General features: G+C 40.7%; 26 protein-coding genes. 5 read left to right on the forward strand and 21 right to left on the reverse strand.

Going from position 1 to position 26,453, the window contains the following annotated elements; all coding sequences use genetic code 11:
* Positions 1–162: 162 nt before the first annotated feature.
* A complete protein-coding gene (locus tag ACHZBG_RS11805) occupies positions 163–924 on the reverse strand; it encodes a MerR family transcriptional regulator (protein WP_320129655.1) in 762 nt (253 codons plus the stop codon).
* A 28-nt stretch (positions 925–952) separates the two neighbouring features.
* On the opposite strand from ACHZBG_RS11805, the gene ACHZBG_RS11810 reads away from it, so the two are divergent.
* Positions 953–1,225, forward strand: coding sequence for a hypothetical protein (locus tag ACHZBG_RS11810; RefSeq protein WP_320129656.1), 273 nt, complete (start codon positions 953–955; stop codon positions 1,223–1,225).
* Positions 1,226–1,519: 294 nt separating this feature from the next.
* A complete protein-coding gene (locus tag ACHZBG_RS11815; protein WP_320129657.1) occupies positions 1,520–2,443 on the forward strand; it encodes a mechanosensitive ion channel family protein in 924 nt (307 codons plus the stop codon).
* Between the two features lie 13 nt (positions 2,444–2,456).
* Here the strand turns inward: ACHZBG_RS11815 and ACHZBG_RS11820 are convergent, their stop codons facing one another.
* Positions 2,457–2,780, reverse strand: coding sequence for a hypothetical protein (locus ACHZBG_RS11820; RefSeq protein ID WP_320129658.1), 324 nt, complete (start codon positions 2,778–2,780; stop codon positions 2,457–2,459).
* A 366-nt stretch (positions 2,781–3,146) separates the two neighbouring features.
* Between ACHZBG_RS11820 and ACHZBG_RS11825 the strand changes: the two genes are divergently transcribed.
* Positions 3,147–3,299, forward strand: coding sequence for a lmo0937 family membrane protein (locus ACHZBG_RS11825; protein WP_320129659.1), 153 nt, complete (start codon positions 3,147–3,149; stop codon positions 3,297–3,299).
* 235 nt (positions 3,300–3,534) lie between these two features.
* Here the strand turns inward: ACHZBG_RS11825 and ACHZBG_RS11830 are convergent, their stop codons facing one another.
* Together ACHZBG_RS11830 and ACHZBG_RS11835 are read right to left on the reverse strand one after the other, a co-directional pair.
* The gene (locus tag ACHZBG_RS11830) at positions 3,535–4,518 is read right to left on the reverse strand and encodes a serine hydrolase (protein ID WP_320129660.1); all 984 of its coding nucleotides are present in this window, start codon (positions 4,516–4,518) and stop codon (positions 3,535–3,537) included.
* A gap of 97 nt (positions 4,519–4,615) precedes the next feature.
* Positions 4,616–5,449: a MerR family transcriptional regulator gene (locus ACHZBG_RS11835; RefSeq protein WP_320129661.1), complete on the reverse strand. Its 834-nt coding sequence runs from the start codon at positions 5,447–5,449 to the stop codon at positions 4,616–4,618.
* A 387-nt stretch (positions 5,450–5,836) separates the two neighbouring features.
* Between ACHZBG_RS11835 and ACHZBG_RS11840 the strand changes: the two genes are divergently transcribed.
* Both ACHZBG_RS11840 and ACHZBG_RS11845 read left to right on the forward strand, forming a co-directional pair.
* Positions 5,837–7,066, forward strand: a complete 1,230-nt coding sequence (locus tag ACHZBG_RS11840) for an ROK family protein (RefSeq protein ID WP_320129662.1) — start codon at positions 5,837–5,839, stop codon at positions 7,064–7,066.
* A gap of 3 nt (positions 7,067–7,069) precedes the next feature.
* Positions 7,070–7,555, forward strand: a complete 486-nt coding sequence (locus tag ACHZBG_RS11845; protein ID WP_394699393.1) for a hypothetical protein — start codon at positions 7,070–7,072, stop codon at positions 7,553–7,555.
* 94 nt (positions 7,556–7,649) lie between these two features.
* On the opposite strand, the gene ACHZBG_RS11850 is transcribed toward ACHZBG_RS11845, so the two are convergent.
* The 17 genes from ACHZBG_RS11850 to ACHZBG_RS11930 form a co-directional block, all read right to left on the reverse strand.
* Positions 7,650–8,597, reverse strand: a complete 948-nt coding sequence (locus tag ACHZBG_RS11850) for an oligopeptide/dipeptide ABC transporter ATP-binding protein (protein WP_320129664.1) — start codon at positions 8,595–8,597, stop codon at positions 7,650–7,652.
* Between the two features lie 2 nt (positions 8,598–8,599).
* Positions 8,600–9,586, reverse strand: a complete 987-nt coding sequence (locus ACHZBG_RS11855; protein ID WP_320129665.1) for an ABC transporter ATP-binding protein — start codon at positions 9,584–9,586, stop codon at positions 8,600–8,602.
* A gap of 11 nt (positions 9,587–9,597) precedes the next feature.
* Positions 9,598–10,485 (reverse strand): ABC transporter permease, encoded by an 888-nt coding sequence (locus ACHZBG_RS11860; RefSeq protein WP_320129666.1) that lies wholly within the window; start codon positions 10,483–10,485, stop codon positions 9,598–9,600.
* On the reverse strand, positions 10,478–11,452 hold the full coding sequence (locus ACHZBG_RS11865) for an ABC transporter permease (protein WP_320129667.1): 975 nt from the start codon (positions 11,450–11,452) through the stop codon (positions 10,478–10,480). The genes ACHZBG_RS11860 and ACHZBG_RS11865 overlap by 8 nt, the downstream gene beginning before the upstream one ends.
* Before the next feature lie 63 nt (positions 11,453–11,515).
* A complete protein-coding gene (locus ACHZBG_RS11870; protein WP_320129668.1) occupies positions 11,516–13,180 on the reverse strand; it encodes an ABC transporter substrate-binding protein in 1,665 nt (554 codons plus the stop codon).
* A gap of 179 nt (positions 13,181–13,359) precedes the next feature.
* Positions 13,360–14,877, reverse strand: coding sequence for a sulfatase (locus ACHZBG_RS11875; RefSeq protein ID WP_320129669.1), 1,518 nt, complete (start codon positions 14,875–14,877; stop codon positions 13,360–13,362).
* 42 nt (positions 14,878–14,919) lie between these two features.
* Positions 14,920–16,041 (reverse strand): anaerobic sulfatase maturase, encoded by a 1,122-nt coding sequence (locus tag ACHZBG_RS11880; RefSeq protein ID WP_320129670.1) that lies wholly within the window; start codon positions 16,039–16,041, stop codon positions 14,920–14,922.
* 15 nt (positions 16,042–16,056) lie between these two features.
* A complete protein-coding gene (gene pgmB / locus ACHZBG_RS11885; RefSeq protein WP_320129671.1) occupies positions 16,057–16,710 on the reverse strand; it encodes a beta-phosphoglucomutase in 654 nt (217 codons plus the stop codon).
* 12 nt (positions 16,711–16,722) lie between these two features.
* A complete protein-coding gene (locus ACHZBG_RS11890) occupies positions 16,723–18,420 on the reverse strand; it encodes a glycoside hydrolase family 3 N-terminal domain-containing protein (RefSeq protein WP_320129672.1) in 1,698 nt (565 codons plus the stop codon).
* Positions 18,421–18,430: 10 nt separating this feature from the next.
* A complete protein-coding gene (locus ACHZBG_RS11895) occupies positions 18,431–19,942 on the reverse strand; it encodes a sulfatase (protein ID WP_320129673.1) in 1,512 nt (503 codons plus the stop codon).
* Positions 19,943–20,115: 173 nt separating this feature from the next.
* Entirely contained in the window at positions 20,116–20,739 is a 624-nt protein-coding gene (locus ACHZBG_RS11900; protein WP_320129674.1) for a hypothetical protein, read from the reverse strand.
* Positions 20,736–21,419, reverse strand: a complete 684-nt coding sequence (locus ACHZBG_RS11905) for an ABC transporter ATP-binding protein (RefSeq protein WP_320129675.1) — start codon at positions 21,417–21,419, stop codon at positions 20,736–20,738. Before ACHZBG_RS11905 ends, ACHZBG_RS11900 begins: the two co-directional genes overlap by 4 nt.
* Positions 21,420–21,524: 105 nt before the next feature.
* On the reverse strand, positions 21,525–22,253 hold the full coding sequence (locus ACHZBG_RS11910; RefSeq protein WP_320129676.1) for a glycerophosphodiester phosphodiesterase: 729 nt from the start codon (positions 22,251–22,253) through the stop codon (positions 21,525–21,527).
* Positions 22,253–23,086 (reverse strand): carbohydrate ABC transporter permease, encoded by an 834-nt coding sequence (locus ACHZBG_RS11915; protein WP_320129677.1) that lies wholly within the window; start codon positions 23,084–23,086, stop codon positions 22,253–22,255. The genes ACHZBG_RS11910 and ACHZBG_RS11915 overlap by 1 nt, the downstream gene beginning before the upstream one ends.
* Positions 23,079–23,966, reverse strand: a complete 888-nt coding sequence (locus ACHZBG_RS11920) for a sugar ABC transporter permease (RefSeq protein ID WP_320129678.1) — start codon at positions 23,964–23,966, stop codon at positions 23,079–23,081. The genes ACHZBG_RS11915 and ACHZBG_RS11920 overlap by 8 nt, the downstream gene beginning before the upstream one ends.
* Positions 23,967–24,044: 78 nt before the next feature.
* Entirely contained in the window at positions 24,045–25,319 is a 1,275-nt protein-coding gene (locus tag ACHZBG_RS11925; RefSeq protein WP_320129679.1) for an extracellular solute-binding protein, read from the reverse strand.
* A 110-nt stretch (positions 25,320–25,429) separates the two neighbouring features.
* A complete protein-coding gene (locus ACHZBG_RS11930) occupies positions 25,430–26,416 on the reverse strand; it encodes a hypothetical protein (RefSeq protein WP_320129680.1) in 987 nt (328 codons plus the stop codon).
* Positions 26,417–26,453: the final 37 nt, after the last annotated feature.

Here is a 26,453-nt window from a genome sequence, read left to right on the forward strand (position 1 = left end):
GAAGAAATCATTTCTGGTAAGGTCTTGAGGAAATTCAGATCATGCAGCGTCATTGCAACATATAATTTGTACCAGATATTTGCGATGATAGTACATCTAGTAACTAGATGTGCAAGTGATATTTTTGACCTTTCTGCAATTCATTGTAGATGACAAGCAAACTTACAGAATTTGTATCTGCAATTGGGTGAGATATTTGGTACTATCTGGCTCTACAAATTGATCGATGATGTTGAAGCAGACAGTCCGATCAGAAACTTTTTGTCCTTTCTGCAAAGCAAGATTGCGTAGCCGATCAATGGAATCGAAGATGGTCTCGTAGGTGCCGAGATGATAGCCACAAATATAGGTCCCTGCCGATATACAGGTCAATTGGGATAAGGGATGCTTTTCATAAAAATCATCGGGAACAAAAACCCCGAAGCTTTTATTACCATGCTCATGAAAAACCACCGTAGGATAGACATAGAAGAAATCGTTGCCAAATTGAAATTCATCTCCTTCGGCAGCGAAGTAAGGTCGTTCGGGGAAAGTCTCATATTTGATCGAATCGACATCGACACTGTTCATTTCCTCAAATTTTTGCTCAATGAAGGAGACTTTTTCTTCAATCGTTTGCCCAACGACACGCAATTCGTCCATTTTTCGATGAACAATATCCAGTTGCTGTTTCAAGTCGTTGAGCACATCCGTCATATCAGTCGACCCCATATAATCGGCAATTTGCTTGAGACTTTTTCCCAGTTTTTGTTGATACCGAATGGTGGTGAATTTATAGACTTGTTCAAAGGAATACAGCCGCTTTCCGATGTGGGAATCTCGAATGGTAGGAGTAAGCAATCCTATAGAGTCATAATAATGGAGTGTTTGTACATTGATATGAAACAATTCACTCAATTCACCGGTCGTAAAGTATTCCTGCATAGAAGCATGGTATCCAGCACACAAAAGGGTGTCAACGGCAGAAGAATTCCCTATTTTTAAAATACCAAATAAATACGTTCTTGAGCCAATTGCCCTTTGGGACAATCTGCTTCCTTGGCACATGCATAGCACAAGAAACAGTGCAACAATAAATCTAGATAGAACAGAGCCTTATATATTTAGAGGTGCTAAAGATAGGGATCCTTTAAAACAAGATAAACTTGATGCTCTTGAAGCAATAAAGGTCAAAAGAGAAACAACTAAAACTATGAGAAAAAAATACACTGCATCACCAGATTGAAAAGATAACAAAAAGAATTCAAAAAGCAGATAGAGCTCGTGACCGAATTGCTAAGAAATATGGGTTGAAACCTGTCTCAATTACAAGTTAAACGACGTTTACTGTCTGTGCGATAACGCACAGACGGTAACGGAGAAGAGGGTTATCATAATGTCAGGATAGTTATAGAAGGAGTTGCTGCGTACGGTTGTTAAAGACCCGTTTCCTTTTACCGGGAAGCTAGTTGAAGTGCAAAATATCTTGAGATAACAAGGGCATTTACAGGCCTTCATTGAAAAACAGGAATAAATAATCATGGAACAAATTTTAAAGTCCACTTTTTGGACAGACCTTTTAAAAGCAGGTCAAAACTGGATGATTAATGAGTTGCCGGGATTATTAATTGCGTTAGTACTGTTTTTTATAGCATTAAAAATTCTTAATTTTTCTCTTAAAAAGTTAAAAAAAACTCTTTTAAACCGAGCTGACAAGAATGATAAGCTAGATACTGATGAAACAGAAAAACGGATTATTACCCTAACATCTATTATTCATAATTTAATAAAGATTATTCTCTGGGTAATATTTGTAATGATTATACTGCAAAAATTCGGTATAAATATTGCCCCAATATTGGCAGGTGCTGGTGTCATTGGATTGGCTATTGGCTTTGGAGCACAAGAACTGGTAAGGGATTTTATTTCCGGATTTTTTATCATTCTTGAAAATCAAATTCGTTCTGGTGATGTGGCAATAATAAATGGAACAGGTGGATTAGTTGAAAAGATAGAGTTTAGAACTACCATCCTTCGTGATTTTTCAGGAGTTGTACATATTTTCCAAAATGACAAAATTAGTAACATGTCCAATATGACAAAAGAATGGTCTGCAATGATATTTGATATTCGTGTTGCATATAAAGAAGACCCACAGGTGGTGATGGATTTAATGAAACAAGTTGGAGAAGAGCTAGAGAACGATCCGGAATTTAAGGATAGAATTATTGAACCAATAGATATCTTTGGCGTAGACGAATTTGCGGACAGTGCAATTATTATTAAAGCCCGTTTAAAAACTAAACCAATTCAACAATGGGCAGTAGGCCGAGAATACAGAAAACGCCTAAAATATGCTTTCGACCAGCATGATATCGAAATACCATTTCCACATACAACTGTTTGCTGGGATGATGCAATAAATCCCTTAAAATTAGATGTCAATAATCAAGTGTCAGAATAACCACTAAACACTTTCACAATTGATTTAAAGGTGCTTTAGAGTGATATTGATAAACAGGACTCTGAGCGACATGCAAGGCCCAGCGATGAGTCTGTGTTCCGAAGGGATTTTTATCTTTTCTGAAGCATCTATCCCATTCTCGCAGTAATACTCTATGTGGGTATACAAAAAACTTCCGTGCTGGAAAAGCAGAAGACCAAGTACCCTTGTCCCTGTTCCCATTTGGCTGATATAGCCCCAGTCGTTTTAGAGCACGTTTACTGAAAGCAGTATTTACACCAATTGCATCAAGATCTCTTACAGTTTCCTTGAGAGAGTCCATTGCAGAATTACTCATCGCTACCCTCCAATTCAATAAATATCTTGTTCCTTATAGCCTCAGCTTCCATAATCATAACAAATTGTCATTGATCATTAACGCCTGCCCCATATATAGCACTTCAGGTTATGATTCAGCCTCGCTAAACTGATTTTTATTTCTCATTTCCAACCTGTCGTTAGACTACGCTTTTTTGACGGCCGATTGGGTCTTTGTGTGCATAATGCACCCCAGCTTCGTCCTTGCGCCACTCGATCAATTAATTTTCCTGCCATTCGTTCAGTCACAGTGTGCGCTACCGTACAGATGGTAATTCTATTTCCTTGTATATTTGTGTAGATAGATATCGAAAACGATTCATAATTTTTTTAAAAGGAGCTGAATATGTTATTCACTATTGGCATTATTCTTTTGGTACTGTGGCTTGTTGGACTGATCACGACGTATACGTTTGGTGGTTTTATCTATGTGGCGTTGGTCATCGGGGTTATCCTGTTGGTCATAGGCTTTATACAAAGAGCGCGAACAAACCACTAGACGACTCTTTTCCCGTCCGGCGTGGCGGATTCATCCGGGCGCCTGACCTTCAACTGGCAGGAAAAGTAATCTCGATTTGATAGCCCCCAGGCCCGAACAATGACTGGTTCCACAGAGAAGGAGATGAAGACATTTTCTTGAACCTTTGAAGGAAGGGAACAACTGTAGGCAAGGAGGACCACCCATCGAAGATTCTATCAAGAATTGTCTTGGCTTAGGAGGCTTACTATAATCCTCAAGCCTCAAATATTGGTTCAATATATTCCTTTATAAGTTCCAATCTATCTTTTGCATTTTGTACAAACGTAGAAGCAATGGAAATTACTATTTTTTTCTTTGCATTGAAATAAATCACATTCCCTCCATCTCCCATCGCTGCACAGGCCTGCTCCTTCTCATTGACAAGCCACCATAGGTAGCCATAGGGCAGATCAAGTTTTTTCCATCGGCTATGTTCTTTTGTACTCTCACTGATCCAGGTTGCCGGTACAATTTGTTTTCCATTCCACCTTCCGTCATCCAAGCATAACTGTCCTATCTTTGCCATATCCACAGCAGAGAGAGTAAGCCCCCAGCCTCCTGTATTCACGCCAGTTGAGTCAGCAACCCAGCCGCTGATATCCTTGGCTTCATTGAATGCAAGCTGCTCCTCTTTACTATGAAAAGTCACAGTACGCTCAACAGTAATTCCCAGTGGCGAAAATAAATTCTCTGTCGCGAAATCGAATACCGATTGCCCAGTAACCTTTGCAAGAATACCTGACAAGATATCTGGTCCTATGAGGGGGGTGTATCTAAATTCCCCTATCTGTCCCTTGCCTCCCAATAAATCAAGCGTAAACGTTACCGAGTCATCATTCGTGAAATACTTTATATAAGGGACAACGTGCTTATATTTATACGGAGCTGTCATTGTCAGCAGATTCTCAAGCGTAATCTTCTGTATTGTTCCCTCTCGTTTTTTAACTAGGTAATCCGGGAAAAAATCCAATACTTTCTGGTCGAGACTGTTAATATATCCCTTGTCCAGGGCAATCCCAATCAATAGGGAAACAATACTTTTTGTCACTGAATAGACATGAATCCGGCTAGTATCTGAGCATCCATTAAAGTAATGCTCATAGAGCGTCTTGCCGTCTTTCAGTACGACCAGACCTACTATATTGCCATAATCCTTGTTTATTCTCTTTTCCAACTCTGCTACTTTTTCTTGGTTCATCTACTTTTTTCCTTTATCATAAAAGACCTTTTCAATCCAAGCATTTTTCCCTGGTTCATCTGACCATGCAAAAATTGAATGCCCGTACTTTCCGAATCTACCTATTGGGCGCTTTTTTTCTGACCGGATAATAAATCTCTGTTATAAGTTCACTCTCCCTGGAAACTTGGGAAGGGTCAGTTACATATACTTCATACAGGGCATTGCTGGATTCATAGCCTTCCCTTTCTGCCCATTCACGTTGTTTGGCATATACAGAAGAGAGGCCGGAATATGGACCGACGAGAACAGTCTTCAAGCATAGAGCCGGATAAAAATCCCTTGTACCGGTAACATACTCTTGTATGGGAATGGCAAATTCAGTATCCAAACCAAGTGGACTGAATTCTGCACTGTGAAAAAGTACCATCGGGGGAGCAGTCATGGTTAGATTGTCATCTGCAATTTTCCTGAATAATGTACCAAAACAGCTACCATACTCTTCGGTGAAATTGCATTCCGCAACCATTTTCCGGATAGAGAGAAGATACATCAGAGGGACTTCCGTAAGTTGGACATCAATACCTTCCAGATAGGACATAATCGACTTGCCTTGTTCCAGACCTTCAATATCCTGGCCCAATTGGTCGAGGGTCCTTGCAAGTTCTTGTTCTTGTCTCTCAATTTCCTTTTTCTTTTTGGTAAGTGCCAGATAGAGTTTTTCATCCTGGTTTTCTTTTGATTCAAGTATCGCCTTGATTTCATCCAAAGAGAAATTGTAGGTTTTCAGCCGATTGATAAACAGCATAGTTTCCAATTGCTCGATGGAGTAATACCTATACCCATTCTCCAGGTTGACCTTATCAGGCAGAATCAGCCCCATCTCCGCATAATAGCGAAGGGTCTTGGTGGAAACCTTGCATATATTTGAAAATTCTCCGATGGACAACATGGATTATACTCCTCTTGGCGAATCCTATAGCACCTATCCTTAACGTACACCTTGCCCTAAGGATAAAGTCAACGCAATAAAGCACTTGATACTAAATAGAAGCAACATTTTTAAAAAAAACCTTCATTATTGCATTGTTCCCACCAGTAAAAGAACAAAGTCCCCTTCTTCCTGGCTTTTTGATGGATTGATGAAAAAGAGTTATCCCAATTGCCAGCCATTCCAGGGAACTGCCAAAGGCCGATAAATACCTTGCAGTGTTGACTCCCGTTACAAAAGCAACTCGTACGTAAATAGTAACTATGATGCTCAATTTTGTTGACTGCATAAAATAACAACTGTTATAATTTGATTATTAAATTAATTAATAAAAAGAGATGATTATAGATGTTAATTGAACCTGGAAATAATTTACCCCGTGTCAAAATTTCTAATCAAGCTGCAATAAAGAGAATTGTCTATCTTTATGGCCCTATTACACGACTTGAAATTGCAAAAGCATTGAATCTAACCCTTCCTACCATCACGACAAATATAAACAATATGATTCATAATGAAATCATACAAGAAAGTCAGACAACTACGACACAAGTAAAAGCCATGGGAAGAAAATCAAATCCAGTGGAAATAATTCCCTCCTCACGATACTTCATCGGAGTAGAAATTAAACAATCCTATAGAATTGCTGTTTTAACAGATTATAAAGGCAATATAATTCAAAGCATTCAAGATGATACAGATACAACAAATTATGAGAATATCATCCAATCCTGTGCATCCTTGATCAATACTATGCTTCATACGCCTACAGTCAATTCAGAAAAAATTTTTGGTATTGGCATATGCACTCCTGGTATTATTGATACTCAAAAGGGAATTCTCAAAGTACAACGTCAGTTTCATTGGAAAAATAAAAATATGGTGGAAGACATTCTTAGGCTGACAAAGTTCAAGGGTAATATCACCCTTGAAAACGATGCAATAGCAAGGGCCACCATGTTCAATCTTTTTAATAATACCTTACTAGGTGATAGTCATATTTTTGCCTATCTTTTTGTATCTGACGGTATTTCTTGCCCCTTGATGATGAACAATCCTAACTTTGTCTGTACCTCGGTGGGCCCCGGAGAACTGGGATATATGATTATGGATCCTAATAAACCCGATGATGAATTTGGCTCTACTGGAAAGCTCAGCAGTTTTTCAGGAGAACGAGTCATTAAGGAACAATGCATCAAAGAAGCAAATACGGGGAATATTCCTGCATTAAAAGCCATACTTGATGCTAACAATAAGATTTATATGCAGGATATTCTTCGTTCTCAGAATGAAGGCAATACCGCAGTACATGAAATATTAAGTAAAGCTGCATCCTATTTAGGAATCGCCATTGCCAATGTTGACAACATGTTCAGGCCTGATTGCATCCTTGTAGAAGCAAAGTTATTTAACAATGAAATCAACAAAACGCCCTTCCTTGAGGCACTGCAAAAGAATCTATTCGGACCAGAAGAAGACAAGGCAAATTTCATTTTCATCACTCCAGAAAACGAATATGGGGCAAAAGGGGCTGCAGCCATTGCAATCCAAAAAGATTTGGGGACCTATATAGGATAAGGCATGAAACCAAAATCATATATTTGTGACCCCTTGAAGCTCGGCGTAAGTCTTATGACTGCCATTGTCTCATTGATTCTTGGTAGTACGCTAATCTATATTGCTCGTCCATTTTCTGCCCTGCTTTTCTTTGTTATTATGCTGATTTTTTGCTATATGGCCAGTATTTACGGTTCACTTATAGTCCTAACTGAGGAAAGCGTAAAACGCCTCTTTTCAAGAAGAATACTAGCTGAATATAAATGGAATGAAATAAAAGAAGTCGGTGTAATTGGCACCAAGGCATTTGCCAAGAATAAACATACAGGTACTTTGTATATTTACATTTCCAAAACTGTATTATCCAAACAAGAACGATTTGACCTCGTGTTTTCCTGGCCACCAAAGAACAAGATATTCCTAACCTATGACAAAGAGCGACTTGAAGCAATTCAACTCAGCTATAGCAGTGAAATTCAGACATACAATGCAGGAGATATTGAAATATAACCTTTCTTGATCAAGCTGTTGCAGACAAAGAATTTCTATCCTAAAAAAGGCCCCCTTGAAAATTTTCCAAAGGGGCTTTCCTACTTTTTAGTGTTTAGATTTCATGTACTCTGCAACAAGCTACAAAATGATTCTTTACCACTTCTTCCTGTTTCTGGGGTTGAAGACATGCTTCTCTAGCATAAGGACATCGGGCTACAAACCTGCAACCGGGCTTGGGATTGATTGGGGATGTAATTTCACCCTTCAAGAGTTCACGTTTCATCGGGTGATGAATATCAACGGAAGGAATTGCGGAGAGCAGCGCTTTTGTATAAGGATGCAAAGGAGAGACGAAAAGCTCTTTAGTTGAACATTTCTCAACAACCTGCCCAAGATACATAACACAGATATCATCGGAAATATAACGTACAACAGACAAATTGTGCGTAACAAACATATATGTAAGAGCTCTATCGATCTGTAATTTTTTTAATAAGTTCAAAACCTGTGCCTGAATTGATACATCAAGTGCCGATACAGGTTCATCACAAACAATAAACTGAGGATCAAGAGCAAGAGCTCTCGCTATCCCTACTCTCTGACGTCGCCCACCATCAAGCTCATGTGGATAGGAAACTCTTAAGCGTTCATCAATTCCTACAAGATTCATAAGCTCAGAAGTTTTTTCATCAATCTCACTCTTGCCAAACTTTCTGGAAACAATCAAGGGTTCACGAATAGTCGCTTCAATTGTTTTTCTTGGATCAATGGAGGAATAGGGATCCTGGAAAATAATCTGCATCTGTTCACGTGCTTCCCTAAGGGCCTTTCCTTTCACAAAAGTAATATCCTTACCATTAAAAAAGATTTGTCCTGAGGTACTCTCATGCAAATGAATAAGAGTTCTACCAAGCGTAGACTTTCCACAACCTGATTCTCCTACTACACCAAGAGTTTTTCCCTTTTCAATGATGAAATTGACATCGTCGACAGCATGGAGCATTCCATGTGGGGTAGGAAAATACTTTTTCAGGTTTTTTACTTCAATAAGATTTTCCATAATTAGCCTTCCTTTCTTATGGAATCGAGATTACAACATCTACAATTATGACCATCAACGGTTTTTACCATTTCAATAGCACCAGCCTTACATTTTTCCGTAGCATACGTACATCTGGGACTAAAGGAACAACCTATTGGAAGGTTTGTTGGATCTGGGGGAAGTCCATCGATAGGATGCAACCACATCTGTTCATCATTCATAGCTGGAATTGCACCGAAAAGGCCAAGGGTGTAAGGATGTGAGGGATGGTCGAAAATTTGTTCTTTTGTACCATATTCAATAATGTCGCCCGCATAGATAACTGCAACATCATCACATACTGTAGCGACAACACCCATATCATGGGTAATCAGAAGCATTGCCGTATTGTATTTTTTCTGAAGATCCTTGATTAAATCCAAAATTTGCGCCTGAATCGTTACATCAAGAGCCGTCGTAGGTTCATCAGCAAGCAACAAATCGGGATTGCAAGCAAGTGCAATGGCAATAATAACACGCTGCTTCATACCTCCAGAAAATTGGTGAGGATACTCATGATACCGTTCAGCAGGAATGCCGACAATCTCAAGCATTTCCTTTGCTCTCACTTCCGGATTGACTTTATCCTCTTTATGGAGTGCAACAACCTCGGCAATCTGGTCTCCTACTTTCTGAACTGGATTCAGAGCTGTCATTGGATCTTGGAAAATCATGGAACATTTACTTCCACGAATCTTCCGCATTTCCAATTCAGTCAATTTTAAGACATTCTCACCATCCAGAAAAATCTCACCAGATATGATTTTGCTACTAATATCGGGAAGAATGCGTAATATTGACTTCGCAATAGTAGTCTTGCCTGCTCCTGTTTCACCAACAAGGCCAAGAGTCTTGCCTTTTTCCAATTGTAAAGAAACGCCATTCACCGCATGTACAATCTGTCCATTGGAGACATACTCGACAACAAGGTCTTTAATATTTAAAAAGTTAGTAGTATTTTCACTCATTTTTCTCTTCTTTAGTTTTTAAGCTTTGGATCCAAAGCGTCTCTCAATCCATCGCCAAGGAGGTTCAAGGCAAGAACAGTAATTGCAATCGCAAGCCCCGGGAATATAACAAGATGTGGGGCCTGCCTTATGAACTGACGTGCTGCTGATAGCATTGCACCCCATTCGGGAGTCGGCGGCTGAACACCCAGGCCGATAAAAGACAAACCCGCAGCCATGGTAATTGTCTGGGCAACACCCATTGTTGCCTGAACAATAAGTGGAGAGACACAGTTCGGCATAAGATGAACAAAAATTATTCTCAGCTTACTGCAGTTGATAGACTGGCTCGCTTCAATATATTCATTACCTCTTTCCCGCATCATCTGGGCACGAAGCATTCTTGCCATACCAGAAATGTTACTCACCGATAGTGCAATAATGGTATTTCCAAATCCAGGTCCCAAAACTGCGGAGATAACAATCATTAGAAGCATACCCGGGATTGCCTGGATGACATCGAGAATACGCATAAGAATATTGTCAATTTGCCCACCGAAGAATCCTGCAAAGGACCCAATGATAACACCAAACACAAGAGAAATGCTAACAGCAAAAATTCCGATGGAAAGTGAGTAACGGGTACCATACAGCACTCGAGAAAAGATATCACGGCCCATATCATCGCACCCAAAGAGATGCGCAAACGAGGGCTTTGCAAAGCAAGCAGTTAAATCCATTGAAATATAGTCATAAGGAATAATGTATTTCGCAAAGACTGCAATCAGAACTTCAACAAGAAGAATAACCAAGCCAAGAACAGCAACTTTATTTTTTGCGAGTTGCTTGATAACACGTACAAATTCACTCTGTTTCTTGAGCTTGTTACCATAAAGAACAGCAGCATTGTTGTTACGCATCCTTAGTCACCCTCTTTTTCTTATTCGACGCATATCTCGCTTTAATCCGGGGATCTACCGCAGCATATAAAAGGTCAATCAAAAGCATGGCAATACTAAATGCAATTGCCAAGACAATGGAACCACCCTGTACAATCGGATAGTCTCTGTTACTGACAGCACCAATAATATAGGAACCCATACCAGGGATTCCAAAGATTGTCTCAATAATCATTGCACCACCAAGAAGGCGCCCCAAAGTGGTACCCATCATGGTAATGATTGGGATGAGCGCATTCTTAAGGGCATGTTTTAAAATAACTTCACGTTCTGGCACACCCTTGGAACGAGCGGTAGTAATATAATCGGCCCTGATAACATCAAGCATGGAAGAACGCGTTTGACGAGCACAGTTAGCGAGTGCTCCTGCACAGTTAGAAATTGCTGGCAGAATATAAAACTGAAGTCCAGTAATACCTGCACCAATACCCATGGCAGGAAGCCAGCCGAGATTAACTGAGAATAATAAAATAAGCATAAGCGCAAGCCAGAAATTCGGTATTGCAACACCAACCAGAGCCAAAATCATTGAAATATGATCCTGCCATTTGTTTTGATGCGTTGCGGCAGTAATGCCAAGAGGTATTCCAAGGCCAAAAGCAATAAACAGGGTCACAACGGTGAGAACAAGCGTTCTTGGCATTCTTTCAGCAATAGAAGACCCAATGCTGATATTAGTAATCCAGGAAGAACCTAAATCAAAATGCAAAAATACATTGCTCATGTACTCGGCAAGTCTCACGATATATGCTCTATCCAGACCAAGTTCAATTCTCTTGGCAACTAAATCTTGTTGGGTCGCAGATGCCCCTATGATTATTTCTGCTGGATCCCCAGGACAAAACATCATCATGGTAAAGACCAAAATAGTAACACCAAGAATGATGGGAATCATCCAAAGAATCCTATTCCCTATATATTTTAACATTTTGAACCTCATGAATAGCTTGATGTTCCGAGTTAAGTCGGAACATCAAGGAAAAATAAATGCTTATTGCTTATCGAATTGGCTACTAGGAAACATCATATATCCGGAAATGCCACCTTTGACAACTTTCTTCATGTTCAACTTGTTGCTCCAGATGGTAAAAACTTGAGGATTGACAAGACCATACGCAATGGCATTCTCTTTAAGATAGTTATGCACAGCATCAATATTTTCAGTTGTCCAACCATCTAAAGACCAGGTCTTGTATAGCATATTGCCAAGAGTATAATCCTTACGACTAGTTGCATCGCCTGCAGCATAGGCAGCAGGATCAAATCTGATGGACCACTGGTCAGCCAAAGAAGTACCACCAACAGTATTAATTGTCATATCATACTTGGTTCCATCAAGTCTGACTGCAGTATATAGTGCCATATCCATAGCATTCAGTTCTAGATTTATCCCTACAGCGGCAAGATAATTCTGTAAAAGCTGTCCAAGACGGGAAGCAAAGGCTGAAGAAGTGGAGAGAAGAATCAGTTTTTCACCCTTATAACCAGATTCGGCCAAGAGTTGCTTCGCTTTTTCCAGATTATAGCTGTAATAGTCTTCATTTTTCCAGGCATCATTAAAACCAATGAGTCTTGGCGAGCCAACATCCCACATCTGTGTACCAAACCCTGAACACATAGCGGTAATCAATCCATTGGCATCGATTGCATAGCAGATAGCCTGTCTCAGTTTTACATTATTGGCAAGCAGGGATGTATCAGCTCCAGAGAAGAAAACTTGCCAGCCCTGGGGACCATCAGAGAGATCAACCGTGAAGTTCTTGTTATCAATGAACTGGGACCCTGTAGTAGAAGCAATATCGATTACTGCGTCGACTTTTCCAGTTTCAAGGGCGACACCTAACTGGAACGCTTCAGTGATAATGGAATAGTTAACATTCTTCACAAGAGGACGTGCAACCTCGGGCATTTTTTCAATATCTTGCCAATAGTCAGTTCTTCTCTCAAACTTCAAAGATGCACTCGGGACAAATTCCACTACTTTGTAAGGAGATGTAGTTATGCAGGAAGTACCGAATTCATCCTTGCTCTCTTTAAAAGCCTTTTCACTAATAATATACGTATCAGCCATAAGGGTCTGGAAGGTACCGACGATATTTGACTTAAGTTTTATCGTAAAAGTATAATCACCCGTCTTTTCTACACTTTCGATTTTTGCAAATACTGGCTTCAAGGCTTTCTTTTTAGATTCTGTCAAAAACCAGATAATATCGGAAGCTGTAATCTTATTACCTGCGCTATCTTTGATAGTATTCCAGATTTCAATCTCATACGTAAATCCATTATCATTTGAGACCCATGACTTAGCTGCATACGGCTGAGTTTCCTTCATACTATCCATGACTCCGAGTGTTTCATAAAGCTGTACAAAATAGGGAGAGTTTCTCGCCGTATTTGACCTGAAGGGTGTCAAGGAATCAAGGGTAGTACCATAGCCAATATTGATTGTCTGATCTGTCAAAATTGAAGATTCACTTACTTCAGAAGTTGACTGAGCAAGATTGGTGACAGTGCTGGCATCCTTTGCTATCGATGTTGCAGTAGAAGTTGAACTTGAACTGCTGCCTTTTGTGTTACCAGAACAACCAATCAAGGTCATCGCTACAGCACTGGCTGCCAGTAACAAAACCGTAAATTTCTTCATAATTCCTTTCATGGAATTACCTCCTCTTTTTTTCTTACCTGAGAGAAATAGAAACCTCTTAATACTAAATTAAATTAATTAAGTATTAATAGATTATCATCCATCCTTACTTTGTCAAGAAAAAAAGTACAAATCATCTATTTCAGATAACTAAGGTTCGGCTACCGATTACTTTTCTTCCAGTCATTTTACTAATAGCTTACTCTGAATTCTTCCGGATGCTTTTCACTGAGCTCTTTGGCAAGATTACCTCTTCCTGTTTCTTCGAGGTGGGTACAGTAGTTCTGTAAGTACCCTCGACAATGGAAAGGCCCACCTTCTGCGATTACTGACCATAAAGGATCTTCATGATAATTGTAGATATTGCTTAGCATATTATCTGCAACCCAGTGTTCCAGATACCAAGCACCATGCCAGCAAACATCCTTATATAAGGAGGCAACATTCGTTATTTCGTGAGGATCTTTTTCAACATCAAATAGTTCATCGGCCTCGCTGAGATGGTAACCATCGTGATATGTGCGGATGTATATCCAATTGTCAAAACGGACAGCACGTTGACACACATGGGCACATTGGCTCACTACAAGGAATTCTCTTCCTCCGTTCTTTCCTTCCTTGATGCACGGCGCAAAACTTTCACCATCATAGACAGCCGGGTTAGGTTTTCCCACAACACGATTGCATTTGAATGGTGGTATATTGCCTATCATATCAATGAGTGTCGGTAAAAGATCCACATTATAGTGCAAACCGTTTGACTCAACATTCTGAGGACATCCTGGCCATTTGATGATCAAAGGAATGTGAGTCGTGATGTAATCAGCTTCGCCATGTTCACAATATGCACCTTTTTCACCAAGACACTCGCCATGATCACCAGAGATTATGATGATTGTTTCATCATAAATTTTCTGCTCTCTCAACAGATCAAACATTTTACCAAGATTGTAGTCTGCGAATAAAACGCCAGTATCATATTCATCGATCATTGTCTTGAAATCAGATAGATCCTTGATTTCTGTAATCTGCCTTGGATGCGCAATATCCTCTGCAGGAGTATAGCCATTCACTTCGCAGGCACTATGTGCACCTGGTTTTGAGTTTCTGTGTTGGGCGAGAAGTTCTTCATTCATCCAAGGATCTGGAAGTGGTGAATTCTCAAAAGGTTTACCAAATTCTTCAGGTGTTCTATAAGGAATATGAGGATCCCATACGTGCACATGCAAAAACCAGTCTTTTATACTCTCTTTCCTCTGAAGCCAATCAAGAGCGAGATCTATTACTTCATCTCCCAGCTCAAGACCACGTTTGCCAATATTATAGGTTTCATCAAATCCTCCATTGAACCACCAGGCAGCATGCCTATCGGCAAAACTGCTGATTGATGCGGTTTTCATACCGGCTCTTCGCATAACGGCAGGAAGGTTATATCGACCATTGAAGTCAGCCATTCCTCTCTCTTTACCTTCTGGACGCATTTCCGCATTGATTCCACCATGGCCAACACATCCAGTATGAATACCAAACCTGCCAGTCGCCAAAGCCGCTCGGCTGGGCAGACAGGGAGCATCGGAGCAATAGTAATCGTTAAAGCGAACTGCTTCTTGAGCCACTTTATCAATATTGGGACTTGTGTTTCTCGTATACCCATAACACCCAAGATGATCGGGCCTTATTGTATCAATATCAACATAAAGAATACGCATATTTTCCTCCTGTTTTCATAACCTTATCGTAGTGAACTTGTGCTATAGACTTCTGCTCTCTCTTTCTTTTTGACCCATATACTCGAGTCTTTCCATGGCTTGAGAAAAGAAAAACTTATAAGATTGACAAAGAAAACTAAGCTTTATCTCACCTGTATTAAAATCCTCTCTATCACGGCGACAACCGCCAAGACAAATAGGAAAGTACGTGCAGGTCTTACACTTTTCGTCTATTACACAAGATTTTTCCGTAAACTTGAGGTTTTCCCTATTTTCATCAATAAGCGCAAAACTATCAGTAGTGAGATTTCCGATTTTGTAATTATCAAGTACATAAAAATCACAGGGATATACAGACCCATCAGCTTCCAAGACATAATTCTTTGGACAAAATCCCAGCATTCCGCAAGATTCAACTTTCAATCCAGCCATCCTAAGTACAAGGTTATCAAAGTACCTGATAGATACAAAATCCTCATTCTGCCAGTCTTTGAAATAGAGATCAAACAACGTACAAAGAAACTTACCAAACAGTTCCGGGGTCAAAGAATAATCCAAGGAACCACGTTCTTCCGCAATAGGATCGATACAAGCAATATACTGTTGAAAGCGAAAATTATTTTTCTTGAAAAAAGCATAAAGTCTTTCAATATTCAAGGAAACATCTTTTGTTACGGTAACAAGGATATTAAAGTCAACTTCTTCTGTTTGGAAATACTGACTTGTCCTAAAGGCCTTTTTGAATGATCCCTCGCCTTTGCAATCACGCCGGTAAATATCATGAATAGCTTTATTGCCATCCAGGGAAAGCCCTACAAGAAAATTATTATCATGGAAGAACTTAGCCCATTCTCTATCAATGATATAACCATTTGTCTGTATAGTAAAATGAACGACTTTTTTTTCCTTTATTGCTGTTGCATACGAAACAAAATCCTTAAAGAAATCAAGCGAAGCAAGAGTGGGTTCTCCACCTTGAAACGAAAACGTAACATCATCAGCCTCTGATATAGTTCGCTCTATTACGGTATGAGCGATTTCTTTACTCATGATACCGAAATTCTGTACTTTTCTATTCTGAGCCTCATCAGCATAGAAACAATACTTGCAACGCATGTTGCAGTTACTGGAAGCTGGTTTTATAAGAAGGTGTTTTCGTTTCATCTAATTTTTCTCTTGCTATAAAAGCGCAATGACATCATCAATCGTTATCCCTTTAAAGCCAGGAAGCACTTCATCTGCTTTTACCAGGATACTCTTCAACCCAATGCCAACGGCCTTCATGCCACCGTTGTGTGCAGCTTCAATTCCTGCAATTGCATCTTCAAAGACAATGCATTCACCAACTTCAAGTCCCAGGGCTTCTGAACCCTTGACAAACACTTCAGGATCTGGCTTTGCAATAGTTACCTTTGTACCATCAATAATTTCATCAAACAAGGATCGTATACCAAGACGATCAAGGATTAATCCAGAATTTTTACTTGCTGATCCCAATGCAATCTTATACCCTTTTTCCCTTGCATCTGTTAAGAAGGCTTCAACACCTGGTAGAATCTCATGTTTTTCCAAGTTTTTGATGTAACTCACATACAAATCATTCTTCTTTGTACAGTTGGCTTCTTTTTCTTCCTTGCTCATCGTTCTCTTGTCAATTTCCAGAATTATCTCAAGAGAAGCCATTCGACTTACACCTTTCAATCTTTCATTATCCGTCTGCGAAAAAGGAATGCCCAGTTCGTCAGCTAGCGCTTTCCATGCCAAATAATGATACTTTGCCGTATCTACTATTACTCCATCCAAGTCAAATAGAAGTCCTTTATACTGCTTCATACCGTTCTCCCTTTACAGCCTTGCATCCCACTTGCCACAGAAAGCATCAACTGGGCTCTGCCCTATAAATTCACTTCTTCCCATCAGTTTTTCTACAAGCACATCAATACAGCTATCATTATTGCTATAGGTATTGATATACGTCTTGACCCTTGGGGAATCCAAAAGATGATACGGGTTTTCGAGGGAGATGAATATTGTGGGAATATCATGAATATAATAACTACAATCAGCTCCCATGGGTTGCTTCCATTCAATTCTCACCACAGTCTGGTTGCTCTTAGTGCTTAGATTTGCCACATAGACGATAAGATCATAGGTATTTACAAAATCCATATATTTTGTAGTAAAGCCTTCGCCATACGGTTGAGGAACAAAGTCATCAACTTCAAAACCTTCTTTTTCAAGGAGTAATTTTACTTTATTACACGCAGGACTCACCTGATAATTGCCTTCTCCTCCAATAGCCGGTTCAATGGTGTAAAATAAAATTTTTTTATATTTTTTTACAGAAAGAGGCAAAATCCCCTCTTGTTTTTTTACCAAGGTAATGCCTTTATCGGCACATTCCTTAGCCCAAGCATGGTGTTCCTCAGAACCTATTATGCACTTTGCCTTTTCTAGGCTAATTTCTGGAATATGCGTATGTAGCTTCAAAGCTGCTTTTGTCGCAAGAATTCTAGAGACTGCTTCATCAAGACGTTCTGAAGTGATAATACCATTCCTAATTCCATCAAGCATGAAATTAAAATCTTCTTCAAGATTTCTTGCAAACAAAAACATATCACATCCTGCGGCAATACAATAAGGAACAGCCAAGCGACGTGAAAGCGGAAGCATAAAACCTGCCATTGTTGTTGCATCTGTGCAAATCAGACCATTGAATCCCAGGTTCCCCCGAAGCAGGCCTTGCAAAAGTTCTTTGCTAAGGGTAGCCGGCTTGATCTCCGAATCTTTCAAAGAGGGATCTAAAAGCCTAGACCAAGCTGGCTGCATGATATGCCCAGCCATTACCGTTAAAGCACCAGCCTCAATACTAGCTTTATATGCCATACCATAGGTATTCATCCATGTTTCTGCATCCATATTATTAATGGAAGTTACTAAGTGTTGGTCTCTTTCATCCTGACCATCACCAGGAAAGTGCTTAATAGAAGCAGCCATACCCATTTTTTGGACTGTTTCTACATAAGCTTTACCCATCTTCTTGACTGTTTCGGGGTTCGAACCAAAGGTTCTTGTATTCGTAATTGGATTTCTAAAATTGGAATCAATATCAATAATTGGAGCAAAAGCCCAATTACTGCCTACTGCCATAGCTTCTTTTGCACATACTGTAGCCATTTTTACAGCCATGGAGATATCACCAGTTGCAGCAATTTCCATAGGAGAACCTACAAGGGTGCCTTCGGTTACGATACCATTTCCACCCTTCTCTAAATTTGCAGCAATCAATAAAGGAATTTTACTCTTGCTTTGCAATGTATTTGTCGCATTCACTGCGATTTCAGTTGGAAGGACACGATACATACAACCGCCAGGTGAAAGAATTTTGAATACATATTCAAATTCTTCGGTTACACAGTTCTTGAATAGAACACAAAACAACTGGCCAGCCTTTTCCTCTATAGACATTCCATGCAACGTATCTTTAACCCATTTGATATCTTCTTCAGATAAGTTGAATGGTTTTGCTTTAAAATCAATCATAATACCTCTTCTACAATGTATATTTTGGGAAACCAAAGTACTCGTACAGTTCCACCGGCGCGTCATTTTCATCAAACAACATAACAGCTGCTTCAAGTAGTCTCTCTGTTATTTCCTTATCAACAAGGGGACATTGTTGTCTTGGGTCCGAGACTACATCAAAAAGCAAATCACCATCTTTCACCGAGTGTAAAAACCGGGGATTCACTTTAGCATCCATTCGCATTAACTTAATCCCTTTCGTAAACGCAAAGGGCTCTGAAAGAACTACATTCTGTAATTCATCGAGAGAAAAAAAACTCTTCATGTGAGTAGGAAATAAAGTATACTCATGCACCTTGATATCCGGGTTTTTAACATTGCGGAATAACACATATCTCCCATCCGTAATTCCCAAGGGAGCCCCGAAATATCCAAAGAGTGCATAGTCATGCACAGTACAGTTTGACTGAATGGTATCGCCAAGAGGAATACCAAGCATATCCTTCGGACGGGCAACACCAAAGAATTCAAGCAACGTAGGAGCGATATCTATCGTTTGCACAAGACTATTTCGTCTTTCACCTTTACATTTGCTTCTAGGGTCATAAATAAATAAGGGATTATGCACAAGCTCTTCATAATTAGGGGAGGTCCCTTTTCCCCAGCATTCATGTTCTGATAATAAAAACCCATGGTCAGTATTCACAATAAGCATTGTGTCCTCCCAAAGGTTTCTTTTATCCATCATATCCAATACTTTTCCCAGCTCTGTATCACAAAAAGAGGTAAGGGCATAGTATTTTGCTCGCATCTTTTCAATCGCAGCTTTTGATTCTTGCACTTGTGCATATTGCGGCCAATCTGGCGAAAGGAAATCATCAGGGTCCAAGAATTTCTCAAGGAAGCTGTCAGGTGAGGTAAATGGTTCATGTGGATCAAAAGTTTCAATCTGCAAAAACCAGTTATCATACATAGAATTGCGTTCAAGGAAATCCAAGCCATTGGCAAAGGTCTCTGCCATAGGATATTCATCTTCCCTTTTTATTACGTTCCGGTTTTTTAAGTTCTGCCACCCACCGACCCTCCTCGCCTGTCGCATTCTCTCGTTAGCTGCCTCTGGGGTAAGTTGATTCGGAGCATCAAGTGATGTATGAGGAGCAAGATCCGCAACAAATTGGTCGCTTTCCTGTCCTCGATTGCAAACCCAAGAATTATATCTTCCATGATATGTTGCACCACCATCCTGTACATAATGATAATGATCTGTCGTAAGGTGCGTATAAATTCCATTTTCAGATAAAATTGTTGGCATGGAATCATCGAACGGTTCCAAAGGCCCCCAACTTCTATGCAAGAAATTATATCTGCCAGTATGAAGCTCGCGGCGTGCTGGCATACAGGGAAGTGAACCAGCATAACAAGAATCGAACTGCACGGATGAAGCAGCAAGACGCTCAAAGTTCGGAGTATAAATTGGCCCACCATTAACAGATAGCAAATCCCGGCGCAAAGAATCAAACATTACCATTATAGCTTTCATATATTCACCCTATAAGGAAGGAACTATCACATGTGATATATACTTAATTAAATTAATTATCTTTATACTAACACAGATTCATTCCCTGTCAAGAGCTTCTTTGTACAGTTTTTAAGAGTCCCAGTTGTAATCTGAAGTGACAGTATTATCATAGGATAAGAAATATGTATTTATCAGTAAAAGAACAAAGTCCCCTTTTCCCTTGCATGCTGCACAGATTGATGGAAAAGAGTTATCCCAATTGCCAGCCATCCCAGGGAAAGGCCAAAGGCCGATAAATAATTTGCAGTGCTGACCCCCATCCCGGAATACGACAAATGAATGAGATGATTGCATACTCCCAGTGGCAATATTTTCGAATATACAGGAATATCGGTCATGAATAAGGTATTGGAGGTAAGCAATAACACAACCAAGACTTCAACAAGCGATATAAGGATGGTGGTCAGTACATCACCAAACAAAAGCCAAGCATACGGAACGATGGCCATGAATTTGTTTTCCAGAGTCCCTCTGACATTGTCAGTACGAATTCCCGTGGAAACAGCAGAAATTATCAAATTTGCCTGCATCCAGTTTACATAGCCCAAAAGGATAAGCTCTTTTTGATTTTGCACTCCGCTCTTATAGTATTGCGTCAACTGATAGCCGGAATTCGAGATAAAAAAGAAAGCCAATAAACCAAACACAATGGCAATATCGAGGAAAAAACTGAAGTTGTAGCTGAACATCTCCACCATGCCCATCCGAATCTCCGCTACCAGAGTCGAAAAATATCTGTTTCTTGATAGCTTCATGTAATTACCTCGGAGGCATATAGCTGGGAAAGTTCAGAATAGGAGATCCTGTTGTTTACTTCCCTGACAATTGTCCCTTGAGAAAAAATGAATACCCTATCCGCAATCTCCTGGATGAATGAAACATCATGAGAGGAAACAAGGATAAGTCTGTTTTCCCTCTGTTGCAGGATGATATCCTTAAGAAGTTGCAAGTTGGTGATATCCAATCCATTTGAGGGTTCATCAAGGCAAAGAATCGGTGAATCGGTCAACAACGTAGCAAGAACGACAAGTATCTGTTTCTCACCGACAGACAGAGTCCCTACCTTGTTTTTCCATAATTTCTTTGCAAGGCCATAATTCGCATCGGTTTCAATTATTTCATCGATAGCATTTGGATCGATGCCCTTCAAGGCAGCCCAGTACCTGTAATTCTCTTTCACGCTTAATGCCAGATTAAAGCATCGAGCACTTTCAAAGACAACCGTACAATCCATTTTCCTGAGGTTGTGACCATCAACGACAAGGGTACCCGAATCAGGCTTCATCAACGAAGCCAGGATACGGAACAATGTCGTTTTACCGCTTCCATTAGGCCCTAGTATTCCGATAATACCATTGTCCTTGGTAGAGAAAGACAAGGAATGCAGTATTTGTTTCTGATCGAGAAACTTACGTATATTTCCAACTTCAAGCACATCCTTACCTCCCCATGCACACCCTTTCCCTTGTCCAGATTGTTTTCGCTGATGCATAAAACCAGTAAACGATGTAAAGAAAATTCAATTAATTGAATACTGTTGTCAGGTAACCTTCATACAATCATTGAGATACGCAATCTCATTTCTTAATAACTCCACATTATGCGTAGTCAACGAATAGACTCCCATCAAAATCATCTCCCTCATCAACTCCCTGGTATCCACGGTCCAGACAAATACAGGAAGCATATGCTTATGGGCATACTGAAGAAATTCTTTTTTTACGTCCTTGTAGCAAACATTCAACCCAAAGGCCTTCAAATCTTGTGCCTGTTGAACCATGGAAAGTACATAGTCCTTATACTGGGGAAAGACCTCACGATCCCAACTTTGCACATTGAACAACACCCTGGCACTTGGCAACAAAGAATAAATGAGCTCTATCTCTGCCTTCCCACACCCCGAAAATACAACCCTATCGAGACAATCCTCTTTTTGGAGTATCCTGCAAACCTCCGGAATAGCCGCAAACTCCTTGATATCGAGATTGGTGGAGATGGCATGTTCACCACACAAATCCAAGGCAGTTTCCAATACCAGAAGCTTAGGATATTTCTCAAGCAATTGCTTGTACGGCATTTGTGAAATAGGCTCAAAACAGCCAGGAAGTATGGCATCATGCCAAAGCACAATCCTGTCATCCAAGGTCTTTCGGACATCCACCTCTATGATATCGGGAGCAAGCAAACAAGCTTGCTGAAGATATTCATAGCTATTTGGGAGTGCTGAAAGCCCTCCACTATGTACTGTTATCAAGAGGTTTGTATTCATTACTTGTCACCCATTGCAAAGCCTTTTGTATAATATTTGTACACAAAATTTGAGAAAATCAGTACAGGCAAGGCAGTTATCAATCCAATGCTCATCAGGTTTCCCCAGAGAGTCTCATATTCCCCGATGTAGTCCACGATTACCAACGGAAGCGTCCGCAACGCCGGGGTTCGAATGAACAACAAACCAAACAAGAATTCATCCCAGGAGGCAATGATGCTAAAGATGGAGGTGGCTACCAACCCGGTCCGGGTCATGGGAGCGACTATACTCCAGAGAGTGACTCCCTTGCTTGCACCATCTATCTCGGCAGCCTCTTCAAACGTCTTGGGAAGCGCTTTCAAAAACCCGTACAACATCCAGGTACAATACGGCAAGGTATAGACCTGATAGACCAAAATAAGCCCAAGCAGATTGTTTATCAGATGCATCGAATTGAACATGGTATACAAAGGAATGGCGAGTACTACAGGAGGAAGAATCTTCACCAACAGAATCCAGACCATAAAGAAAGCGTTGAAAGCTAAGGGAAATTTGAACCTGGAAAGTGCATAGGCTGCCGCAAACGAGAGACTAAGCGACAAAACCGTTGCCCCAATGGATACAATCAGGCTGTTACCCATGTTTTTCAAGAACCCGGACTGCAATACTTGCACGTAATTCTGCAACGTAGGAGCCTTGGGAACAAGGGTAGGATTGGGAAGCACCACTTCCAGGGGATTCTTCAAAGAGGTGGCTACAATCCAATACACGGGAAACAGGGTTACCACCAACATGAGAATAAGAAATAACCAGAAGAGAGGATTATCCTGCTTTTTCTTGACCTTAAGCATTTATTCCCTCCTCTCCAAGAATTTTCTTGATATAGACCAGGGAAATCAGGGCAACCACGAAAAGCGTCAACAAGGAAGCTGCACAGGCCCTACCCAAATTAAAATAGGAGAATCCTTCACGATAAATGAACGTAGAGAGCGTTTCCGTAGAATTCCCGGGGCCTCCTTGGGTAAGGGCATAGACCTTACCGAATAGCTTGAAAGTATCAATGGTCCTGAGCATGGCAACCAGTAGAATTTGGCTTGCAATGATTGGCAGGGTTATCCTGAAGGAAATCTGGAAATATCGTGCCCCGTCAATCTGGGCTGCCTCGAAGATTTCCCTGGGTATCGACTGCATCGAAGCTTGAAGCAATATGAAGGCAAAGGGAGTCCATTGCCAGATATCTATAAGAATAATCGAGTAGAGCGCCCTACTGGGATCAATCAGCCAACCGACAGGAGAGAGACCAATGGAACGCAATAGATAATTGAGAAGACCAATGTCGTTATGATACAGCGTCTTCCATATTGCACTGACTACCATGGTCGAAAGCATCATGGGAAATATTGCAATGGTCATGAAAGGTTTCTTTCCCGGGAAATGACCATCAAAGGCAAAGGCCAGAAGGAGCCCAAACAGAACCTCGGCAACTGTGGCGATCAACGAAAAGACCAGCGTATTGAAAAAGGAATCCTGGAATAGGGAGGAGCCGAGAAGATCCCTAAAATTCTTCAGACCGGTAAAAAGCTTGATATCAGTAATATAGTTGTAGTCGAACAACGAAAGGATAACGACCCTCAATACTGGATACAAAGTCAGCCAGGCCATGATGGCCACTGAGGGCGCTATAAGAAAGAAATAGAATCTGTTCTTACGATAATACCCAGGTTTATGCATGAATTGAACCTCACAGTTTAGAGACATGGAGAAATGGCAGGCAAAGCCTAAAGACATCACCTGCCATAGGGAAAAGCGTTACTTCTTCAAAATGTCATTGATACTCTTTTCGACATCTAACAGAGCTTTCTCCGGAGTCAGGTTTCCCATAAGGGTAAACTGCAAGACAGAACCCAACTGATCCTCAATCTCCTTCCACTTCACTGAACGGGGTCTGGCCACACTGTTCTGAAGGGCATCGAGCTGTGCATCATACCAAGGATATTTCACCCTCTGGGACTCAACAGCGTAAACTGAAGCACGTGAGGGGGGAAGACCAAACTGGTCGGACATGGCAAGTTGCATGTCAAAGCTGGTAAGGTACAACATGAAATCAAAGGCCGCCTCATGCTGTTTCGAAGACTCAGGAATGGCAACCAGCCAAGCACCGATCATAGGTGAGGATTTCTGCACTTCTGCAGGGTGTTTCGTTACCTTTACCTTTCCAACGACATGGGACTCTTTCTCATTCTCCAGATTCCCGATCCAACCAGGCCATACTTCAGGAGCAACCGCTGCAGTTCCTGCATACAGGGCATCCCTGACCTGTGCAGACTGATACATTGTTACACCCTCTGGTGCGTACTTGGCCATTTCAAGAAAATATTTCAGGGATGCCAAACCCTGTGGAGAGTTAATGGTAACGTTTCCCTTCTCATCCAGTACCTTTCCTCCAAAGGCCCAGAAAATCGGCATGAATGCCGTTACGATGGGATTACCTTTTGATCCCCTGAACACAACTCCGTCCACGCCAGGCTCATTGGCATCAATGGTTTTGATAGCTTTAAGCAATTCCGTCCAGGTTTTTGGTTCTCCAAAACCATACTTTGCGAACAAATCAGCACGATAGGCAAAAAGCTCAACATTACCTGCAAACGGAAGGGCAAAGAGCGTTCCTGCGCCAGTATACGGATACCTGCCCAAATCCAAAGCCGGCTTGATGAAATCCTTATCCACTTCAATACCCTTCTTGGCATACAAGGCATCCAAATCTGCCAGCCAACCAACCTCCTGGAATTGTGGGGCATTGGGATCATCAATGAGAATGAGGTCATAGGTTCCGGTTTTACTTCGCATGTCGATGACACTCTTCTCAAACAGGCTAGAACCTGAGAGCTTCAAGATTTCAAAAGATACTTCCGGGTGCAATTTCTGATATGCATCGGCTGCCAACTGAAGAGAATCCCCATACGCGCCATCCCTCCCGGCAATGGTAAGGGTAATCTTTTTTGTTGCGGTCTCTGTTGTACCTGCACAAAACAACAGGACAACTGATACAAATAAAACCAACAAAAACATTAACGATTTTTTCATAATATCCTCCTGAAAAAGCATACCACCCCAGATTCACAAAACAAGCTTTAGCCAAAATTTACAAACTACGTCAAATTAAGGTGTTAAGTTATAATGCCTTTCCTGGCAACTCACGATTTGATTACCTGGTAGATCTCATAATTCCAATTCAATACCAGTGGCTGCAAATGCTTCTTGTATCCATCAAAAATCAGGTTGCGTGAATTCTCAACCTGGGGATTCACCTTGGTCCGGGGAACTATTACCTGGTCATAATCAAACAAGGTGGCATATGAAGTCAGTTTGCTGACCACCAAAGGGTCATCAATGAATTCATGTCCGCTCAACACCAAGATCTTCACCCCGGCATTTCCCTGCACTATGCTTTTCTTTCGGGCAAACTCTCGTTCAGACTCTATATACAGTTTATTTTCATAGATGAAACTTGTGCCTTGGACAATAAAATCAAAACCCCCTTCCCCATAGAATTCATTATCATCATCAAGTAACGTATAGGTTGTGGAATCTATCTTTCCTCTTGGCACAAACACCGAAAGGTGGTCATCCTCCATCAATAACCCGGAAAGTTGTTCAATGACTCCCAGATTATGAGTGTAAATCTCAAGATGATAGGTTTGGCTAGCTCTATGTTCTGCAAAGATGGAAGCAATATGGTCGCAGAGCCCGCCTGCTCCCAACACTAGTTTCACAGGTCTCCTGAAGTCGTTGTTCTGGGAGAAATCCTGGATTTCATCATAGACTCCGTTGGCAACCTTGAGTTTCTCTGAGATGTAGAGATGTTTCTTTTGATGAAAATGCGTATACGGATAATATAGGGAAATGAGAATATCCTGCCCATTACCCCGATGTTTCTTGAAGAGAGGCATATTAAGTTCCTCTTCATACCGCTTTAACTGGGTCCAAAGCCAGTAATTTGTCTTGTAGTCGATGTTACACCGTTCTTTCAGATTCTGGATGATCTGGGAACTGCTCAAGGAGACCTCCCAAATGTTTTTCACCTCTTCCTTCTCCAACTCCTCAGAGAACATTCGCAGAATAGTGAATACCAGTTCTTTCTGTTTTAAACGAAGCTGTTTGTGAGCTGTAAAGGTTTGCATCAGTTCTTTCCTCATGTTTCTGAATAGTATTGACAGG

The organism is uncultured Sphaerochaeta sp., from assembly GCF_963676625.2.
Taxonomy (GTDB): domain Bacteria; phylum Spirochaetota; class Spirochaetia; order Sphaerochaetales; family Sphaerochaetaceae; genus Sphaerochaeta.

Coding starts and splice junctions, on each gene's coding strand:
- ACHZBG_RS11805 (WP_320129655.1), bottom strand. CDS start 924: ATGCAGGAATACTTTACGACCGGTGAATTGAGTGAATTGTTTCATATC.
- ACHZBG_RS11815 (WP_320129657.1), top strand. CDS start 1,520: ATGGAACAAATTTTAAAGTCCACTTTTTGGACAGACCTTTTAAAAGCA.
- ACHZBG_RS11820 (WP_320129658.1), bottom strand. CDS start 2,780: ATGAGTAATTCTGCAATGGACTCTCTCAAGGAAACTGTAAGAGATCTT.
- ACHZBG_RS11825 (WP_320129659.1), top strand. CDS start 3,147: ATGTTATTCACTATTGGCATTATTCTTTTGGTACTGTGGCTTGTTGGA.
- ACHZBG_RS11830 (WP_320129660.1), bottom strand. CDS start 4,518: ATGAACCAAGAAAAAGTAGCAGAGTTGGAAAAGAGAATAAACAAGGAT.
- ACHZBG_RS11835 (WP_320129661.1), bottom strand. CDS start 5,449: ATGTTGTCCATCGGAGAATTTTCAAATATATGCAAGGTTTCCACCAAG.
- ACHZBG_RS11840 (WP_320129662.1), top strand. CDS start 5,837: ATGTTAATTGAACCTGGAAATAATTTACCCCGTGTCAAAATTTCTAAT.
- ACHZBG_RS11845 (WP_394699393.1), top strand. CDS start 7,070: ATGAAACCAAAATCATATATTTGTGACCCCTTGAAGCTCGGCGTAAGT.
- ACHZBG_RS11850 (WP_320129664.1), bottom strand. CDS start 8,597: ATGGAAAATCTTATTGAAGTAAAAAACCTGAAAAAGTATTTTCCTACC.
- ACHZBG_RS11855 (WP_320129665.1), bottom strand. CDS start 9,586: ATGAGTGAAAATACTACTAACTTTTTAAATATTAAAGACCTTGTTGTC.
- ACHZBG_RS11860 (WP_320129666.1), bottom strand. CDS start 10,485: ATGCGTAACAACAATGCTGCTGTTCTTTATGGTAACAAGCTCAAGAAA.
- ACHZBG_RS11865 (WP_320129667.1), bottom strand. CDS start 11,452: ATGTTAAAATATATAGGGAATAGGATTCTTTGGATGATTCCCATCATT.
- ACHZBG_RS11870 (WP_320129668.1), bottom strand. CDS start 13,180: ATGAAAGGAATTATGAAGAAATTTACGGTTTTGTTACTGGCAGCCAGT.
- ACHZBG_RS11875 (WP_320129669.1), bottom strand. CDS start 14,877: ATGCGTATTCTTTATGTTGATATTGATACAATAAGGCCCGATCATCTT.
- ACHZBG_RS11880 (WP_320129670.1), bottom strand. CDS start 16,041: ATGAAACGAAAACACCTTCTTATAAAACCAGCTTCCAGTAACTGCAAC.
- pgmB (WP_320129671.1), bottom strand. CDS start 16,710: ATGAAGCAGTATAAAGGACTTCTATTTGACTTGGATGGAGTAATAGTA.
- ACHZBG_RS11890 (WP_320129672.1), bottom strand. CDS start 18,420: ATGATTGATTTTAAAGCAAAACCATTCAACTTATCTGAAGAAGATATC.
- ACHZBG_RS11895 (WP_320129673.1), bottom strand. CDS start 19,942: ATGAAAGCTATAATGGTAATGTTTGATTCTTTGCGCCGGGATTTGCTA.
- ACHZBG_RS11900 (WP_320129674.1), bottom strand. CDS start 20,739: ATGAAGCTATCAAGAAACAGATATTTTTCGACTCTGGTAGCGGAGATT.
- ACHZBG_RS11910 (WP_320129676.1), bottom strand. CDS start 22,253: ATGAATACAAACCTCTTGATAACAGTACATAGTGGAGGGCTTTCAGCA.
- ACHZBG_RS11915 (WP_320129677.1), bottom strand. CDS start 23,086: ATGCTTAAGGTCAAGAAAAAGCAGGATAATCCTCTCTTCTGGTTATTT.
- ACHZBG_RS11920 (WP_320129678.1), bottom strand. CDS start 23,966: ATGCATAAACCTGGGTATTATCGTAAGAACAGATTCTATTTCTTTCTT.
- ACHZBG_RS11925 (WP_320129679.1), bottom strand. CDS start 25,319: ATGAAAAAATCGTTAATGTTTTTGTTGGTTTTATTTGTATCAGTTGTC.
- ACHZBG_RS11930 (WP_320129680.1), bottom strand. CDS start 26,416: ATGCAAACCTTTACAGCTCACAAACAGCTTCGTTTAAAACAGAAAGAA.